Annotated in this window: 13 protein-coding genes; 11 read left to right on the forward strand and 2 right to left on the reverse strand. The window is 59.0% G+C overall.

The genetic code is table 11. The features are described 5' to 3' along the window. Positions 1-206: 206 nt before the first annotated feature. Positions 207-1,568 (reverse strand): ATP-binding protein, encoded by a 1,362-nt coding sequence (locus DWZ15_RS06930; RefSeq protein WP_118450109.1) that lies wholly within the window; start codon positions 1,566-1,568, stop codon positions 207-209. A 660-nt stretch (positions 1,569-2,228) separates the two neighbouring features. On the opposite strand from DWZ15_RS06930, the gene arcC reads away from it, so the two are divergent. After that, positions 2,229-3,191 (forward strand): carbamate kinase, encoded by a 963-nt coding sequence (gene arcC, locus DWZ15_RS06935; RefSeq protein WP_118450111.1) that lies wholly within the window; start codon positions 2,229-2,231, stop codon positions 3,189-3,191. Between the two features lie 373 nt (positions 3,192-3,564). On the opposite strand, the gene DWZ15_RS10705 is transcribed toward arcC, so the two are convergent. Next, on the reverse strand, positions 3,565-4,395 hold the full coding sequence (locus DWZ15_RS10705; protein ID WP_233544655.1) for a C39 family peptidase: 831 nt from the start codon (positions 4,393-4,395) through the stop codon (positions 3,565-3,567). Between the two features lie 565 nt (positions 4,396-4,960). On the opposite strand from DWZ15_RS10705, the gene DWZ15_RS06945 reads away from it, so the two are divergent. The 10 genes from DWZ15_RS06945 (at position 4,961) to DWZ15_RS06990 (ending at position 16,549) form a co-directional block, all read left to right on the forward strand. Continuing rightward, the gene (locus DWZ15_RS06945; RefSeq protein ID WP_118450113.1) at positions 4,961-6,412 is read left to right on the forward strand and encodes an APC family permease; all 1,452 of its coding nucleotides are present in this window, start codon (positions 4,961-4,963) and stop codon (positions 6,410-6,412) included. A gap of 131 nt (positions 6,413-6,543) precedes the next feature. Next, positions 6,544-7,821: an amidohydrolase family protein gene (locus DWZ15_RS06950; protein ID WP_055310078.1), complete on the forward strand. Its 1,278-nt coding sequence runs from the start codon at positions 6,544-6,546 to the stop codon at positions 7,819-7,821. Positions 7,822-7,938: 117 nt separating this feature from the next. Continuing rightward, the gene (locus DWZ15_RS06955) at positions 7,939-9,324 is read left to right on the forward strand and encodes a sensor histidine kinase (protein WP_233544656.1); all 1,386 of its coding nucleotides are present in this window, start codon (positions 7,939-7,941) and stop codon (positions 9,322-9,324) included. 40 nt (positions 9,325-9,364) lie between these two features. Then, positions 9,365-10,099: a LytTR family DNA-binding domain-containing protein gene (locus DWZ15_RS06960; RefSeq protein ID WP_118450117.1), complete on the forward strand. Its 735-nt coding sequence runs from the start codon at positions 9,365-9,367 to the stop codon at positions 10,097-10,099. Positions 10,100-10,191: 92 nt separating this feature from the next. Then, complete coding sequence (locus DWZ15_RS06965; protein ID WP_118450119.1) at positions 10,192-11,136, forward strand: zinc dependent phospholipase C family protein; 945 nt, start codon at positions 10,192-10,194, stop codon at positions 11,134-11,136. A 101-nt stretch (positions 11,137-11,237) separates the two neighbouring features. Continuing rightward, the gene (locus DWZ15_RS06970) at positions 11,238-12,497 is read left to right on the forward strand and encodes an MFS transporter (RefSeq protein WP_117803912.1); all 1,260 of its coding nucleotides are present in this window, start codon (positions 11,238-11,240) and stop codon (positions 12,495-12,497) included. A 171-nt stretch (positions 12,498-12,668) separates the two neighbouring features. After that, the gene (locus tag DWZ15_RS06975) at positions 12,669-13,856 is read left to right on the forward strand and encodes a glycosyltransferase (RefSeq protein WP_117743936.1); all 1,188 of its coding nucleotides are present in this window, start codon (positions 12,669-12,671) and stop codon (positions 13,854-13,856) included. Continuing rightward, on the forward strand, positions 13,853-15,196 hold the full coding sequence (locus DWZ15_RS06980; RefSeq protein ID WP_118450121.1) for a histidine kinase: 1,344 nt from the start codon (positions 13,853-13,855) through the stop codon (positions 15,194-15,196). Before DWZ15_RS06975 ends, DWZ15_RS06980 begins: the two co-directional genes overlap by 4 nt. A 72-nt stretch (positions 15,197-15,268) precedes the next feature. Next, positions 15,269-15,985, forward strand: coding sequence for a LytTR family DNA-binding domain-containing protein (locus DWZ15_RS06985; RefSeq protein WP_006235156.1), 717 nt, complete (start codon positions 15,269-15,271; stop codon positions 15,983-15,985). A 96-nt stretch (positions 15,986-16,081) separates the two neighbouring features. Further along, on the forward strand, positions 16,082-16,549 hold the full coding sequence (locus DWZ15_RS06990) for a YfcE family phosphodiesterase (RefSeq protein WP_006235155.1): 468 nt from the start codon (positions 16,082-16,084) through the stop codon (positions 16,547-16,549). Positions 16,550-16,805: the final 256 nt, after the last annotated feature.

Consider the following 16,805-nt stretch of genomic DNA (forward strand, 5'->3'; position numbering starts at 1 on the left):
CTACGTGCGGCGGGGGTTCCTTCGTCCTGCGGAGTGTCCGCGAAGGTCAGCCCTCAGATCCTGCTACGACTACGTCCTCGGATTGTGGGGCTGCATGAGGGACGTGGTTGTGGGGGCCTTTTGTCCCCGTCGCTGTTTCGCGGCGCGGCCGCGAAACCACGCGTTACTTTGGTTATGGAGGGGGCTTGGTTGTTGGTTCAGATGACCTAGAGAGATATGGGTGCAAACGAGAAATCGTTGTTGGGGTCGTCCTTTTCCATAAACTCATCGAGACAGAATGTCATATAGATTGGAACGTACAGGATTTTGCCCTCTTTGCAAAGGTTTTCGTGGCTCAGCACAACGGCCTCGGGAATTTTGTATTCGCCTACACTCATCAAACGGTCGAGGGCTGCATGTGCTCGAACTTTCTTGCCCGATTTGACTTCGATTGGGACAACATGTCCGCGGGTGCCTTCGACCACAAAGTCAACTTCACCGACTTCACGCGTCTGGTAGTACCACGTATCTGCTCCGAGGGCAACGAGTTCCTGTGCGACCACGTTCTCATAGAGGCCGCCGAGGTTGGGGGTTTTCATGTCAAGGTAGACGGCGCGTGCCGTGCTGCCGGGATACCGCGATGCGAGCATACCTGTATCGGACTCGTATAGTTTAAAGGCCGTCGTTTTCTCCGTCCTCTTGAGAGGACTTCGTGCCTCCGTCACCTGGGGGACCATCAATCCAACGCCTGCGTTCACCAGCCATAGGAAATCCTGCTCGTATTTTTGAAGACGAGCTCCCTCGCCTAGAGACGAGACGATAAAGCGATGGGACTCCGCCTCAAGCTGAACGGGAATTTGCTCGAAAATGGAGCGAACGTTAAACGCTCGAGTCGATGCATATTTAGAGATATCGCTTTTGTACTGATCGACTAGCTGAATTTGAAGCTCACGCGTTCTCACGAGCGAATAGCCCGAATCGATATAGTTCTGAACGACCTCCGGCATGCCGCCGCAAACGATATAAGCTCTAAAGTTTTTGAGCATCGCCTCATGAATAAAATTTTCGACGGGACGCCTCTCGACAAGGCAGCTGCGGATGTCTGCAAGCACATTCTCGCTGATGCTGTTTGCCCAACAAAACTCTTCAAAATCCATTGGCCGCATAACAATGTGCTCGACATACCCCACCGGGAAAGAAGAGATCCCCTTAAACTCAGTCCCAAGCATAGACCCCGAGAAGACATAGCTAAAGCGTCCGTCCTCGACCAGCGCCTTCATAAGTGTAACGATCTGCGGATACTCCTGAATCTCATCGACGAAGATAAGCGTGTCTCCTTCAACAAGCGGTGCATCCGCAAGAAGGGCCACACGGTTGATGAAGTCAATGGAGTTCTTAGCGCCAACAAGTACGTCTCTTGCCTCGGCATCAAGTAGCAGATTGACCTCATAATACGAAGCGTAGTTGCTCTTTCCAAACGCGCGAATCGCATAGCTCTTGCCAATCTGACGCGCACCGGTAACAAGCAGGGCCTTATGGGAGTTATTCTTCCAGCTCAAAAGCCTATCAGTGACCTTGCGGCGTAGCATTAAAACACCTCATTGACAAAAATTGGCAAATAGATTTGCTCCTAATCATACAAAAATTGACAAATAGATTTGACCCAAATCGTACAAAAATTGGCAGATAGCAAAGATTCGCTTAGGTCTCAAAGCCATCGAGTCGGCGCGGTGCCATGCGAAAACGCTGGGGACGCCGTTAGCGTTCTCGGCTGCTTGGGTGGGCAGGAGCGAAAGTGCGTCAGCGGCGTTCATGCAATACCCGACGGTAAAGTTCTATACTGCAAACTCACAGTCGCTTGCCGCAAAGTGAAGCGCGATTGGCTATCCCTTTTGTTGGATGAAAAGCCCCGTGTTATTGCAGGGGTGCATACTTGTCTTGCAAGTGCATAGAATCTCGTATAGTGCGAGTAAATAGTTGCAGTGTCCGTTATGTGTTTAGCAAAGATATAGTTTGCATAATCCAGCCTAATCTCTGCTCTAATTAAATAAAGTCGCACGTAGATGACGTAAACATGTGTGAGCTGGGCTTCTTTACGCTGAGCGGGTAAAAACGACCGTTCACCGTTAAACTATTTTCAAAATGAATAAAATGAGCGATAAAGAGAATATAAACCTTAATAAACTCGCGTATTGCACGGACGCGGGTTATTAATGGGTTGTAGGCCTTTTACAGAAAGGATTCCAGCAATGTCTAAGCCTCTTGGTAAGCCCGATCGCATCGTCGTCGCCCTCGGCGGCAACGCCCTCGGCAACAACCCCGTCGAGCAGATCGAGGCCGTGAGCAACACCGCCCACGCTCTCCTCGGCCTCATCGAGCAGGGCAACGAGATCATCATCACCCACGGCAACGGCCCGCAGGTCGGCATGATCCAGAACGCCTTCGCCGCCGCCCACGATGCCATCGGCACCCCCGAGATGCCGCTGCCCGAGTGCGGCGCCATGTCCCAGGGCTACATCGGCTACCACCTGCAGCAGGGCATCGGCCGCGAGATGCACAAGCGCTACAAGCGCTGGCACGCCGCCACCGTCGTCACCCAGATCGAGTGCGATCCCGACGACCCCGCGTTCAAGAACCCGACCAAGCCGATCGGCCCCTTCTACACCGAGGAGCAGGCCAAGGAGCTCATGGCCGAGGATCCCTCCAAGGTCTTCGTCGAGGACTCCGGCCGCGGCTGGCGTCGCGTCGTCGCCTCCCCCGATCCCAAGAAGATCGTCGAGGCCGACTCCATCCTCAACCTGCTCGACAACGAGTTCATCGTCATCGCCTGCGGTGGCGGCGGCATCCCCGTCGTCCGCGACTACGAGAACAAGGGCTGCTACAAGGGCGTTCCCGCCGTCATCGACAAGGACCTGGGCGGCGAGCTGCTGGCCGAGGACTGCGACGCCGACGTCCTGTTCCTGCTGACCGCCGTCGAGCACGTCGCCATCAACTTCGGCAAGCCCAACCAGGAGGAGCTCGAGGACGTCACCGCCGACGAGGCCGAGCGCCTGGCCGACGAGGGTCAGTTCGGCAAGGGCTCCATGGAGCCCAAGGTCCGCGCCGCCATCAAGTTCGCCCGCTCCCGCAAGGGCCGCACCTGCATCATCGGCGCCCTGGACAAGGCCGCCGAGACCATGGCCGGCCTCTCCGGTACCCGCATCCACGAGTAGTCCCTACTCCGTTGCCTCTCTCGTGGGCGCCAGGCAAAGCGCCCACAGACTAGCCTCTCTTCATGAGCCCCGCAGTCCGCTCCGACTGCGGGGCTTTTGCTATCGGTAGTCATTGGGGACAGACTTAAATGAGTAGCACCAATCAACTGCGGAAAGTGCATCTCACAATGAGCGTCCAAAATGGGGCACAGTTTCCCCGGGGCCCTCAACCGGAAAATACATCCCGGAATTTGCCCGAAAAATGGCCCCCAGTTTCCCAAACAGGCCGCTAACGGAAAGCGCATCCCGCTATCGAACTTCAAAGCGGGGTGCGCTTTCCGTGCCAGCAGTTCCGGGCATCCAGAGACCACTCATTTAAGTCTGTCCCCAGTGACTAGTAGTAGGCCCACATGGCTTCGACTTCGTTGAGGACCTCTACGACGCCCCAGCGTCGGGCGCTGCGGCTGGCCGAGTTGGGATCGAAGACTTCAATCTGGTCGGCGTCGTCAATACCGTAAAGCACAATGTAGTGGCCCACGTTGGTAAAGGTGCCCGGCCGAACGGCGGCGATGACGGGCGCTCCCGAACGCAGCACCTGAGTCATCGAGTCGCGATCGTTATGAAGCTCCGTTCCGTTAAGGCCCAGCTGCCATGCGCCGCGCGTCATAAATGACCATTCGGTGGCGCCGGTGGGGGCATAGTTGCCCGCCTCGGAAAGGGCGCACATGTCGACCGGTGTCATATCGGTGCGGCCGGTCTTAAAGATATAGACCATGGTGAGGCAAGTGGGACCGCAAGCGTTTTCGCGAATAGTGCCACCGGCATAGGGCAGCTCCGACCACGCAGGGTCGATCTGATAGATATGGGGCATCGTGCCGGCTTGCCATTGCGAGCGCGGAGTCGAAAAGGCGAAAGAATAACCGGGCGCGACGGGGGCCTTGAGCAGCTTGTCCTCGGCGGTGGGCTCGAGACCGGCCGAGCCGTGGGACGTACAGGAGCTCATAAGCACAAAGACCAGACAGATGAGGATAGAGCACAGTGCGAGGCAAAGCCGACGAGCCGGCAGGGCGGGGGCATTCACGTACGATGTCGAGCGGTAGGGCTTGCCGTCGCGTCCGCCTTGGGGATGCGAAAAGAAGCGGTTGATATGGATGCCGGGCTGACGTGCGCCGTTGCGGCGCAGTTGCGGAACCTCGGCTTGGCGCTGTCGAGTGCGCGCGCCCAAGCGGCTATCTTGCTGTGCGCTTGTGCCCGTGCTCGGACGGCCGCTCTGCCGTGTTCTGTTTGTCTGCTGCCGAGACGAAGGCCCGGGTTGCTCTTGAGGGCGTTGCGGATTGCTGCTCGTGGCACTTCTGGGCATCGGCGTGGTGCGGCCAGCAAGGCGAACGCTTTGTCGCCGTTGATCACCGTCGTTGTATCCGTATGCCATTCGTACCGCCTTGTCTCATGTATAACCTGTCTATCCTACAAAAAGGATGTGCAACAAATGGGTCCGAGCGTCAAAAGCTCGGTAAACGGTACGAAAGGCGCAAAACACACGGCCTCAAAAACATTTCTATATGCGTCCAATGAGCGTACGCCCGTCGGACGGGCGACAACAATGAGCGGCAAACCGTGCCGTTCGTCCCAAAAACGGCGCCACTCATATGCGAGTTCTGCCTTCGGTCGAGCCATAAGCGGTAGCGCGACGCCGAGGCCGTATCTTAAAGCCACGAAATAAAAGTGCGCGGCAAAACAGACCGCGCAAGGGGTGACGCCAAAGAGGCGTCAATAAGGAAAGGAGGGGAACAATGGCGGACAAGAACGCAGAAGTTGCAGTCGAAGGTAACGGTGGCATGAAGAAAACGCTTTCGCTCTGGAACTTCTTCACCATCGGTTTCGGTGCCATCATCGGTACCGGCTGGGTTCTGCAGGTCGGCGACTGGATGGTCGTGGGCGGCGGTCCCGTTCCCGCTATGATCGCATTCCTCTTGGGCGCGATCTTCCTCGTGCCCGTCGGAGCTGTTTTCGGTGAGCTCACGGCTGCTATCCCCATTTCGGGCGGCATCGTCGAGTATGTCGATCGTAGCTTTGGCCGTACGATGAGCTACATCACTGGCTGGCTCCTGGCCCTGGGCAACGGCATCCTGTGCCCGTGGGAGGCCATCGCCATCTCGACCCTCGTGTCCGAGATGTTCGGCAGCCTGCCCGGCCTTGAGTGGCTGCGCGCCGTCAAGCTCTACACCATCCTGGGCGCCGACGTTTACCTGTTCCCGACGTTGATCGCGCTCGGCTTTGCAGCCTACGTCATCTTCCTCAACTTCCGCGGTGCCAGCTCGGCCGCCAAGCTCCAGGCCTTCCTGACCAAGGCCCTGCTCTGCGGCATGCTGCTTGCCATGGGCGTCTCGCTGTTCACCGGTTCGCCGGAACACGCCATGCCCGTGTTCTCCCAGGTCACCGGTGCTGGCGGCGGCAAGCCCGCTACCGAGGGCACCAGCCTGTTCGCCGGCATCGTGTCGGTCCTGGTTTTGACCCCGTTCTTCTACGCCGGCTTCGATACCATTCCTCAGCAGGCTGAGGAAGCAGCCGAGGGCCTCAACTGGAACAAGTTCGGCAAGATCATCTCCCTGGCCCTGCTGGCCGCCGGCGGCTTCTACATGGTCTGCATCTACTCGTTCGGCACCATCCTCGACTGGCATGAGTTTGTTAAGAGCCCGGTTCCCGCGCTTGCCTGCCTCAAGGGCATCAACATGCTCCTGTACCTGGCCATGCTCGTCATCGCCACGCTTGGACCCATGGGCCCGATGAACTCCTTCTACGGCGCTACGAGCCGCATCATGCTCGCCATGGGCCGCAAGGGCCAGCTGCCCGAGCAGTTCGCCGAGGTCGATCCCAAGTCCGGCGCTCCCAAGCTCGCCTGCGCCGTTCTGGGCGTCATCACCGTCATCGGTCCGTTCCTGGGCAAGAACATGCTCATCCCTCTGACCAACGTGTCGGCTCTCGCCTTCATCTTCTCCTGCGGCATGGTCGCCCTCGCTTGCCTGCGCATGCGCTTCACCGAGCCCGACCTGCCTCGTCCCTACGAGGTGCCCGGCGGCAAGTTTGGCATCAGCCTCGCTGTCGCTGCCTGCGCCGTCATCATTGGCCTGCTCGTGGTCCCGTTCTCTCCCGCCTCCCTCAACATGGTGGAGTGGAGCATCGTGATCGGCTGGCTGGCCGTTGGCCTGGCCCTCATGGCCTTCACCAATTCCCGCAAAAAATAACGCCTAGCCGGGGCGGATCGGGTGCGCGGACCCCTCTCTTCCGCGCACCGAACCCGGCACCACTTGGGTAGCTTTGTGAGGCCATAACCCAACATGGCCTCGCCCACTATATGGATCCATAAGGAGGAACCATGTCCACTAAGTACGCAATCGTTGGCGGCAAGCTCATCGACGGTACCGGTGCCGAGCCGGTCGAGAACTCCCTCGTTCTCGTCGACGACAACGGCAAGATCGAGTATGCCGGTACTATGCAGGACCTTCCCGAGGGCGTTGAGGTTATCGACGCCGCCGGCAAGACCGTCCTTCCCGGCCTGATCGACACCCACCTGCACTTCTCGGGCAACCTGACCGACGATGACACCGACTGGGTCATGCAGCCGCTCCTCGAGAAGCAGGCCGTCGCCGTCAAGCAGGCCTACGACTGCCTCACCCACGGCCTCACCACCGTCTGCGAGATCGGCCGCTTTGGTATCCAGATTCGCGACTGCATCGACAAGGGCGTCTTCAAGGGCCCGCGCGTTCTGGCCACTGGTCTTGGCTTCTGCCGCGTTGCCGGCCACGGTGACTCCCACCACTGCACCCAGGAGCTCAACAAGGAATCCCATCCCTGGGGCGACCAGGTCGATGGTCCTTGGGATCTGCGCAAGGCCGTCCGTCGTCGCCTGCGCGAGAACCCCGATGCCATCAAGATCTGGGCTACCGGTGGCGGCATCTGGCGTTGGGATTCCGGTCGCGACCAGCACTATTGCTCCGAGGAGATCCAGGCCGTGGTCGAAGAGGCAAAGATGGTCGGTATCCCCGTGTGGAGTCACTGCTACAACAACCACGCCGCCGCCTACGACTCCGTTCGCTTTGGCTGCGAGCAGCTGATTCACGGCTTCGATATCGATGAGCGCACCATGGACCTCATGGCCGAGCAGGGCACCTTCTTCACCCCGACGATCGCCTTCCTGCCCACCTGGTACGCCACCTATCCGCCCGTCTACGTCCCCGAGCTGCACGACAAGTACGAGGGCACCCTGGTCGAGAAGGAGCTGCAGCGCAACTACGACTGCCTGCGCGAGGCCAAGAAGCGCGGCGTCGTCATGACGATCGGCTCCGACTCCTTCTCCTTCGTCACCCCGTACGGCACCTGCTCCATCGAGGAGATGTACGAGTTCGTCGACAAGATCGGCTTCACTCCGGTCGAGACCATCACCTGCGCCACCCTCAACGGTGCCAAGATGTGCCACATCGAGGACGAGACCGGTTCCATCGAGGCCGGCAAGTGCGCCGACCTGCTGGTTGTCAACGGTGACGTCGCCGCCGACATCCACGTGCTCAACACCGACAACATGGACGTCATCATGAAGGATGGCTGGATCGTCGAGGCTGGCACTTTTGGTGAGGCTAACAAATACAGCGCCTAAGATACCGTTTGTCGATGGCTTGATGTAAAACACAGTTTTTGATTGCATAATGCAATGGAGAGGGTCGCTTGCGGCCCTCTTTATTGCTATGGGTGCTAAGGACAAGAGGGGATGACGGTGGATTTAAACAGGCTGATTCTGGGCAAGAGCTACAACTCTACCAAGGTCTTTCGTACGGCCCAGCATGTGGTTCAGGCCATCCTGCTCGGTATTGTCGTTCCGGCGCTTATCCTGCTGCTTATCTGGGATTTAACCGATAATCCCAATCCCGTTCCGGGCGTTGTCGTTATTGCCGGCCTGGTCATGCTGTGCTTCTTTTTCTCGTATGTCTTTGTGGTCCCCGACGACCTCACATCGAGCGCAACCGACCGTACGCTCGCCATCGCATCAAAAATATTCGCCTACACGTCGCGCGGCCTTACGCCCGAAGCGGCCCTGGGCGCCTCTAAAATTATCCTGTCCGAGACCATCGCCTCTGCCATCTGCTTTACCGATGGCAAACAGGTGTTGGCAGGCTGGGGCGAGGACTCGGCAAAGTGCCCTGCCGGCACCCCGGTTGTGCTCAAGACCACGCTCAACGTGATCGAGTCCGGCGAGCAGAGTGTATTTTCGCGCGACGCCTCCAATGAGACGGGCGGCTATTTTCCCCGCCTGCGCGCCGGCATTGTCGCGCCGCTTACCGTGCGCGGGCATTGCGTGGGTACGCTCGAGCTGTACTATCCCCGCCTGAGCAGCATCGATATGCGCCAGACGGCGTTGGCCTCGGGTTTTGCCGACCTCATCTCCACGCAGCTCGCCAGCTTTGAGCTCGAGCGCCAGGACGAGCTCACAGCCCGCGTGGAGCTTCGGGCCCTGCAGTCGCAGGTCGACCCGCATTTTCTGTTCAACACCATTAGCACGATCGTGTCGCTCGTTCGAACCGAGCCCGACAAGGCGCGATCGCTGCTCATCGATTTTTCCAATTACTATCGTCAGACGCTTTCTGACTCCGATACGCTCACCACGCTCGAGCACGAGGTGGAACAGGGCACTCGTTATATCAATCTTATGCAGGCCCGGTATGGCGACGGCCGTCTGCGCGTCTCGGTCGATATCGACTTTGAGGTGCGCGATTGCATGGTGCCGCCGTTTATCTTGCAGCCGTTGCTCGAAAACTGCATCAAGCACGCGCAGCGCGAGACCGAGCCGCTTTCTATTCATGTTAGGGCTTTCGAGACCGATGACGGTTTGGAGATCATCGTCGAGGACGATGGCATCGGTATGAGCGAAGAGGTCTGCGCGCATCTGTTTGAGCAACATCGCCGAGAGGAGCCCGAGAGCATTACCGCCGACGGCTCCGTCAAGCGAGGTTGCGGCCTGGCGCTCTTCAACGTGCTTCAGCGCATCCATTTCTTTTACGGAGAAGATTCCGGCATGCGCGTGAAGTCCCAGGAGGGCGTGGGAACGCAGGTCATCGTCGAGCTGAACGGCGAGCCGCATGAGCCGGCGCCGTTGACGGCGTAGCACGCGGTTGGATTGAGAGACTAAAAGAGGGGAAGCACATATGTCCGAGGGCTGGAACATCTTGGTGGTTGATGACGAGCCTCCCATTAGGGCTGAGCTACGCTATCTGTTGGAAAAGGATGCACGTGTGGGACAGATTGCCGAGGCGGGCAATGTCACCGAGGCCGTGGAGTCGATTCTGTCGAACAAGCCCGACGTGCTGTTTTTGGATATCACGATGCCCGGCCGCTCGGGAATCGAGCTTGCCGAGACGCTGCAGAACCTAAAAACGCCGCCGGTCGTGGTGTTTGTGACGGCATTTGCCGAGTATGCGGCCGATGCCTATAACCTCGATGCCATTGATTACGTCGTCAAGCCGGTCGAGGATGCCCGCCTGTCAAAGGCGCTCGATAAGATCGAGGCCGCCCTGGGCGTTCGTCGTGTCGTCCATGCTCCGCGCCAGCCCTTGCGCCTGACGGTGGATCGCGGGGGCAAAAAGGTGTTCATCCCCGTGGCGGATGTCTGCTACTTTGAGGCGCGTGCCGATTTTTGCAACGCCGTCTGCGCCGAGGGAACATATCTGATCAATGAGTCGATCTCTTCGCTCGAACGTCGCTTGGGCTCCGAGGGCTTTATTCGCGTTCATCGCAGCTATCTGGTCAATTTGGAAGACGTGCACAATGTTGAGATTGGCTCCACGGGGTTGATGGAGCTCAGGCTCGACCGCGTGAGCTCGACGGTGCCGGTGTCCCGTCGTCGTGCCGCCGAGGTCAAGACGCACCTGGGGCTTGCGTAAGAGGCTTGCGTGCCGTCGTTTACCATCGCAGGTTTGGCATGGGCGCGCGGTGGGCATAATGGGTGGCATCGAATGAAATCGAAAGGATCATTATGCCCGCGCTTATCACCCATCATCTGTTTGGCGAGGAAAGCATCGACCGTCTTCCGCAGGGCGTCATCACGTCCGATGAAGAGCGCATTGCCTTTATCTTGGGCAACCAAGGCCCCGACCCGTTTTTCTTTCACATTCTGACACCGCGTGTTTCCGACTGCACGCTGCTGGCGCAGGTCATGCATCGGTCGCGCATGTCGCGTCAGTTCTCGTGTCTGCGCGATGGCGTGTCGCACCTGCTGCCGCGTGATGCCAACCTGGGCCGTGCGTTTGCGCTGGGCCTGCTGTCTCATTACGTGCTCGACCGCAACGCCCATCCCTTTGTCTATGAGCAACAGTTTGGCATCGTGGAGTCCGATTCAGAGCTTGAGGATTCGAGCAGTCAGGTCCATGCCGTGATCGAGAGCGACCTGGATGTACTGATGCTGCAGCTTAAACGCGATGGCGCTACGGTTGACGATTACCCGCCGGCGGGCGAGATCGTCACCACCGATCGCATCAATCGCGTTGCCGGTGTGCTGATGAGCTATGTTGCCGGACGCGTGTACGGCATCGATATCCCGGTGGGGGAGTACGGTGCTGCCGTAGCCAATATGCAGCGACTTTACCGCGCGATTGAGCCGGCCGGCTCCGTAAAGACGCGCGCGATCTCGCTGGTTGAGGGCTTGGTGCACGACTACTCGCTGCTCGACGGCCTTGCCCATCGCGTGACGACCGAGCTGCCCGAGCGCACCGGTAACCTGGGCCACTTGGCATGGAAGAACCCCTTTACCGATGAAGTCTCGACCGAGAGCTTCCCCGAGGTCTTTGACCGCGCGCTGCTCGATTACGAATGCACGGTCGCACGTTTTATCGAGACCGGTGACATGGATGCCGTGACCAACCATGTCAATTACAGCGGTCGCGTGCTCGGCGCCGACGAGGAGTTCGACCGCGAGGAGTAGGGCCCATGCGTGCCCCTTTGCCGAATCCTTACCGGCGCTTCTGGACAATTGGGGTACGATGAACTAACTGCATATCGGGCGAATACGAAGGGTCCCTGTCCATGAAATACACCAAGCTCGAGCGTAACTGGGTCATGTACGATGTGGGAAACTCGGCCCTCGTGCTGCTCAATACCTCGGTGGTGCCCATCTACTTTAACGCCATCAATACCGGTGCTTCCTCGGCAGACCTGGTGGTCGCTTGGGGCAACGCGCAGACGATTGCCTCGCTGGTCATTGCCATGCTCATGCCCATTCTGGGTGCGCTTGCCGATTACGCCGGCAACAAGATCAAGTTCTTCTTGGGCTTCTTCCTCACGGGCCTGGTTCTTTGCCTGGCGCAGGCTATCCCAATGTCCGCCATGGCATTTTTGACCGTGTACGTGCTGTGCACCATCGGCCTTAACTCTTCTATGACGTTCTACGACGCCATGCTGCCCGACATTACCACCGACGAGCGCATGGACGCCGTGTCCAGCTCGGGCTATGCCTGGGGCTACATCGGTTCCACCGTGCCGTTCATCATCTGCCTGGCGCTTATCATGGGTGGTTCCGCTCTTGGTATCCCCACCATGCTGGCAACGCGTCTGTCGTTTGTCATCACCGGCGCCTGGTGGCTCATCTTTACCCTGCCGCTCATTCGCACCTATAAGCAGAAGTACGGTCGCGAGCGTGGTCCCGAGGACACCATCGGCCACATCGTGGGCGGCGTGTTCTCCGAGGTCGGACACACCATGCGCGAGATCGCCCACAACAAGACCGTGCTGGTCTACATGATCGCGTTCTTCTTCTACATCGACGGCGTGCACACGGTCATTTCCATGGCAACCAGCTATGGATCGGCTTTGGGCATCGACTCGACCCAACTGGTGCTGGCTCTGCTCGTTACGCAGTTTGTGGCCTTCCCGTCCGCCATCATCTACGGCAAGCTTGCCGGTCGCGTGGGCACGCTCAATATGATCTTGGTGGCCGTCGCCGCCTATATGGGCATCGTGCTCTTTGCCGCGTTCTTCCTCAAGACCGCCTTTGAGTTTTGGGTGCTTGCCATTTTGGTCGGCCTGTTCCAAGGCGGCGTGCAGGCGCTGAGCCGCAGCTACTTTGGCCGCATTATTCCCAAGGAAAAGTCCAACGAGTACTACGGCTTCTTTGATATCTTTGGCCGCTATGCAAGCGTTATGGGCACCTTCCTGGTGTCGGTCGTCACCTCGCTGACCGGCAACCCGTCGCTGGGCGTCCTTTCCATTGGCGTGCTGCTGGTGGTGGGCTTTGTGCTGCTGGTCCGTCTGTCCCGCATGTCTCAGACGGCAGAGCAGGCCGCATAGGAACTTGCCGGTAATTGCGTCCGCCGCGATACTCTTTTGGGGTTATCCGCAATAAACATTCTGACTTTCGAACAATGATTAGCCCAAGTGGGTATGATGGAGTCAGCTAGGTCGCGGGGCGTCGCCTGTGTTTGGCGGCGTCCCGTTTTTGTGTTGCAGGGAGGGTAAGGCATGAACGCCACGGTCGTGATTCCAACGTATTGGGCGGGCGATGACGCTCGCGCAAACGCCCCTGGCACCTATGACCATTCGACACGACTCAACGCCGACAATCCCGAACTCGACCGCTGCCTGGCCTCGCTTGAGCAGGTGCGCGACATCCCGCGCATCATCCTTTTGGTGGTCTGTCCCGTTTCTGCCACAGCCGATGTGTCGCTGCGCGTGCACGAGATTGTCGACGCGCATCCCACGCTCAAGGTCACCGTTGTCACCAACACCCAGGCCTCGCGCATCGCAGATCGGGTTGCTCAGATCGCGCCCAAGGGTTCGGGCGAGTGCGTGAGCCTGCGAGGCTACGGTGCCATCCGCAACATGGGGCTGGCCTGTGCCGCTGTGCTGGGGCATGACGCGGTTATCTTTTTGGATGACGATGAGACTGTCATCGACGCCGACTTTATGAAGCGCGCGACCTATGCGTTGGGGCAGCAGACGCGTCAGGGCTTGCCGATCTTGGTCAAGAGCGGCTATTTCTACGATCGCGACGGCTCGCCGCTGGCTCCCACGGACAAGGCAGGCATCTGCCATCGTTGGTGGACCAAGCGCATCGAGTTCAACCGTTGGATGAAAAAGGCGCTCTCGGGCACCCGCATCTCGCGCTCCAACTACGTGTGCGGCGGCCTGATGGCCCTGCACGCCCGCGCCTTTACGCGTGTGGCCTTTGACCCGTTTATCACCCGCGGCGAGGACTTGGATTACCTCTTTAACATGCGCATGTTTGGCTACGACGTGTGGTTCGATAACGAGTGGACCGTGCGCCATCTGCCTCCGGAGTCCGAAAAGCGCTCACCGCGCTTTATGCAGGATGTATACCGTTGGTACTACGAACGGGCCAAGTTGACATTCGCCGCGCATCAAAAGGAGCTCATTCCCGTTACGGCGGCATCGCTCATGCCCTACCCGGGCCCGTGGATTTCGCGCGAGCTCGACGACCGCGTGCGCAAGACCGCTATGGTCCGCAGCGTGTTTACCCGCGAGCATGAGGGCTACCTGCGCATCTGGCGCCATGGTATCGACGAGGCAAAGGCCTATGCGCGCCAAAACGCTGCAAGCTATCTGCGTTTCCAGAGCTTTTGGCCCAAGATCATGGACGGGCTTTGGCGTGACGCACAACTGATCAGTATCCTGGAGGGGGCCGAATGATCGACCGCCGCGCCAAGCGCGATAGTTCAATATCAATCTTTCGCATCATTGCCGTTGCCTGCGCCATTTGCGTTCTGGTGTACTTTATTTTTGCCCTGGTGACCGGTATCGAGCCGATCGCCACGGTGATTGCCTGCGCGCTGCTGTGCATCTTTCTGTGCATCTTTATCTTTTTGACGCTCAATCCCGATTCGGTGCGCTCCCAGTACACCGAGGAGACGCTCTCGGTGGCCTCGGCCATGCTCGAGGACATTAAGGGCGGTCTGACGCAGGAGTCGGCGCGTTTGGTGTGCCGGCGCATTTTGCCCGAGACGCGCGCCATGACGGTGGCCATCACCGACGAGGACAACGTGCTTGCCTGCGCGGGCGAGTTTGAGGAAAAACTGCTGCCCGATACTCCCATCCACACGCTTGCCACACGCTACGTTATCGAACATGGCATCGTGCAGTCGTTCAACCGTATGGTGGATGTCGTGGGCTCGGACGGCTCGCACAACCAAGTTCCCGCCGGCATTATCGCCCCCATCAAGGTGGGCGATCGTACCGTCGGCACGCTCAAGTTCTACTACAAGACCCCGCGCGCCGTCGACCGTACCCAGTATGCGCTTGCCTCGGGCTTTGCCGAGATCTTGTCCACGCAGCTCGCCATCCACGAGCTCGAGGTGCAAAAGGAACTCACGGCGCGCGCCGAGGTGCGTGCGCTGCAGGCGCAGATTAATCCGCACTTCCTGTTCAACACGCTGAACACCATTGCATCGTTTACGCGCACCGACCCGCTGCGGGCCCGCGAACTGCTTCGTGAGTTCTCATCGTTCTATCGTGCTACACTCGACAACTCGGGATCGCTTATTCCGGTCTCGCGCGAGGTCGCACAGACCAAGCGCTACCTTACCTTTGAGAAGGCCCGCTTTGGCGAGGACCGCGTGCTTGCGACGTTCGATGTGTCCGAGGACGTGGAAGATACGCTGGTGCCGGCGTTCGTGATCCAGCCGATTGTCGAGAACGCCGTACGTCATGGTATGGGCGATGACGACGCCCTGAGGATCGACGTGACCGTTCACCAAGACGGCGAGGATGCAATCTTGATTGCCGTGGCCGATAATGGCGTGGGCATGGATGAGGGTACCGCCGCCAGACTGTTTGACGAGCGCTCTGCCCGTCCCGACGCCAGCTCTCCCCAGGGTGGCGGCGCCGGTGTGGCCATGCACAATATTTCGGAGCGCATCCATCGCTTTTATGGGCCGCACTCCTATACGCGTGTCGAATCGGCGCCGGGCAAGGGCACCAAAGTGCTCCTTCATCTTGATTTGTCAGAGAGCATCTTTGACATTCAAGAGTAAAATAAAAGGCTACGGGCTCAACGTCATGCGACGGATGCCCGGCGTAGTTAGTTGACGAAAGGTTTTATCCCTATGCTGCGTGCGATGATTGTGGATGATGAGGCGCCGGCTCGCTCGGAGCTTCGCTTCCTGCTCGAGCAAACGGGCAAGATCGGCACGATCACGGAGGCGTCGAGCGTCCGCTCCGCCATCGAGATGCTTATGGAAAGTCGCGTGGATGTCGTGTTTCTCGATATCTCGATGCCCGGTGCCTCGGGCCTGCAACTTGCCGAGGCGCTGCATAAGCTCAAAAATCCGCCGGCGATCGTGTTTGTGACTGCGTATAGCGACCATGCGGTCGAGGCATTCGACGTCGATGCCGTCGATTATCTGATGAAGCCTGTCGAGGAAGCTCGCTTGGATCGCGCGATCGAGAAGGTCATGCAACGCGCCAAGCCGGTTACGGACAGCAAAGTGACCATCGAGCGTATCCCGGTGGAAAAGGGCGGCCGCAAGGTGCTCATTCCCGTGGACGACATCCGCTTTATCATGGCCAAGGACGATTACTCCTGCATCTATACCGTCGATGATCGCTTTTTGTCGACGACCTCGCTGGCGCAGTTTGAGGCCAAGCTCTGCGACTTTGGCTTCTTCCGTGTTCACCGCCGCTATATCGTCAACTTGGCGTGCGTTACGGACGTCGAGACGGTGCCCTCGGGCGCCATCCAGCTGGGCATAACGGGCGTCGACGAACGCGTGCCGGTTTCGCGCCGCCGCGTCGTGCCGCTCAAGAAGGCCTTGAGTCTCTAGCGCACTGGCCCCGCAGCCCTGTAGACCCATCGTCTGCGGAGCCGTGGGGCCTTTTTTGTATGTATCTGCCGAATCGTTTTTTGCGGAAGGGATCCCATGAACAGTGCAAGCGCCAAGCGTATCGACATCATCTCGGACACCCACGGCTATTTATCGCCTGCGCTCTTGGATGAGCTTGAGGGCGCAGACCTGATCATCCACGCCGGCGACCTCACGTCAGAGATGGACTACGAGCACCTGTGCACCATCGCCCCTGTACGGGCCGTATTGGGCAACAACGATTACTACCGCGACTACGGCCCCGATGTAGACCGTCTTGCGCTCTTTACCTACGAAGGCCTCAAATTTGCCGTAGCCCACTACCGCGAAGACCTTCCGGTGGGATCCGTAGACGTAGCCATCAACGGCCACACCCACGTAACCAAAGAAGCCCAGGTGGGCCGCTGCCTAGTCCTCAACCCGGGCAGCGCCAGCTACCCCAGAGGCACCCGAGGCCCCACCATGGCCAGAATGCTCGTTAAAGACGGCAAGATCCTAAGCACCAAGTTTATTGACTTGGAGTAACCGCAACAAAAACGGGGGATGCAGATGCGTCCCCCGTTTCCATTTGAGCCAAAGGCAGAGCTTCAGCAAGATCCTTAGACAAACCCCGCCGCGGAGAACGGGGCCGCCGAGCCGCGAAGCGGCGAGCAACAAGAACTGGTTGAAGAAAGTGACGGCAGGGAGGGTCTCCGGGGCTGGGGGCGGGGGTTAAGTTTGTCGCGAGTTCCGCGCGCAAAGGAAAGCACTTAATGTGCTTTCCGTCTTGCGCAGGACTGTA

Origin of the sequence: Collinsella sp. AF29-7AC, from assembly GCF_003475665.1 — a bacterium.
Classification (GTDB): Bacteria; Actinomycetota; Coriobacteriia; order Coriobacteriales; family Coriobacteriaceae; genus Collinsella.

What these genes read in the sequence shown, in the direction of transcription:
- DWZ15_RS06930 (WP_118450109.1), bottom strand. Translation starts at nt 1,568, where the DNA reads ATGCTACGCCGCAAGGTCACTGATAGGCTTTTGAGCTGGAAGAATAAC.
- arcC (WP_118450111.1), top strand. Translation starts at nt 2,229, where the DNA reads ATGTCTAAGCCTCTTGGTAAGCCCGATCGCATCGTCGTCGCCCTCGGC.
- DWZ15_RS06945 (WP_118450113.1), top strand. Translation starts at nt 4,961, where the DNA reads ATGGCGGACAAGAACGCAGAAGTTGCAGTCGAAGGTAACGGTGGCATG.
- DWZ15_RS06950 (WP_055310078.1), top strand. Translation starts at nt 6,544, where the DNA reads ATGTCCACTAAGTACGCAATCGTTGGCGGCAAGCTCATCGACGGTACC.
- DWZ15_RS06960 (WP_118450117.1), top strand. Translation starts at nt 9,365, where the DNA reads ATGTCCGAGGGCTGGAACATCTTGGTGGTTGATGACGAGCCTCCCATT.
- DWZ15_RS06965 (WP_118450119.1), top strand. Translation starts at nt 10,192, where the DNA reads ATGCCCGCGCTTATCACCCATCATCTGTTTGGCGAGGAAAGCATCGAC.
- DWZ15_RS06970 (WP_117803912.1), top strand. Translation starts at nt 11,238, where the DNA reads ATGAAATACACCAAGCTCGAGCGTAACTGGGTCATGTACGATGTGGGA.
- DWZ15_RS06975 (WP_117743936.1), top strand. Translation starts at nt 12,669, where the DNA reads ATGAACGCCACGGTCGTGATTCCAACGTATTGGGCGGGCGATGACGCT.
- DWZ15_RS06980 (WP_118450121.1), top strand. Translation starts at nt 13,853, where the DNA reads ATGATCGACCGCCGCGCCAAGCGCGATAGTTCAATATCAATCTTTCGC.
- DWZ15_RS06985 (WP_006235156.1), top strand. Translation starts at nt 15,269, where the DNA reads ATGCTGCGTGCGATGATTGTGGATGATGAGGCGCCGGCTCGCTCGGAG.
- DWZ15_RS06990 (WP_006235155.1), top strand. Translation starts at nt 16,082, where the DNA reads ATGAACAGTGCAAGCGCCAAGCGTATCGACATCATCTCGGACACCCAC.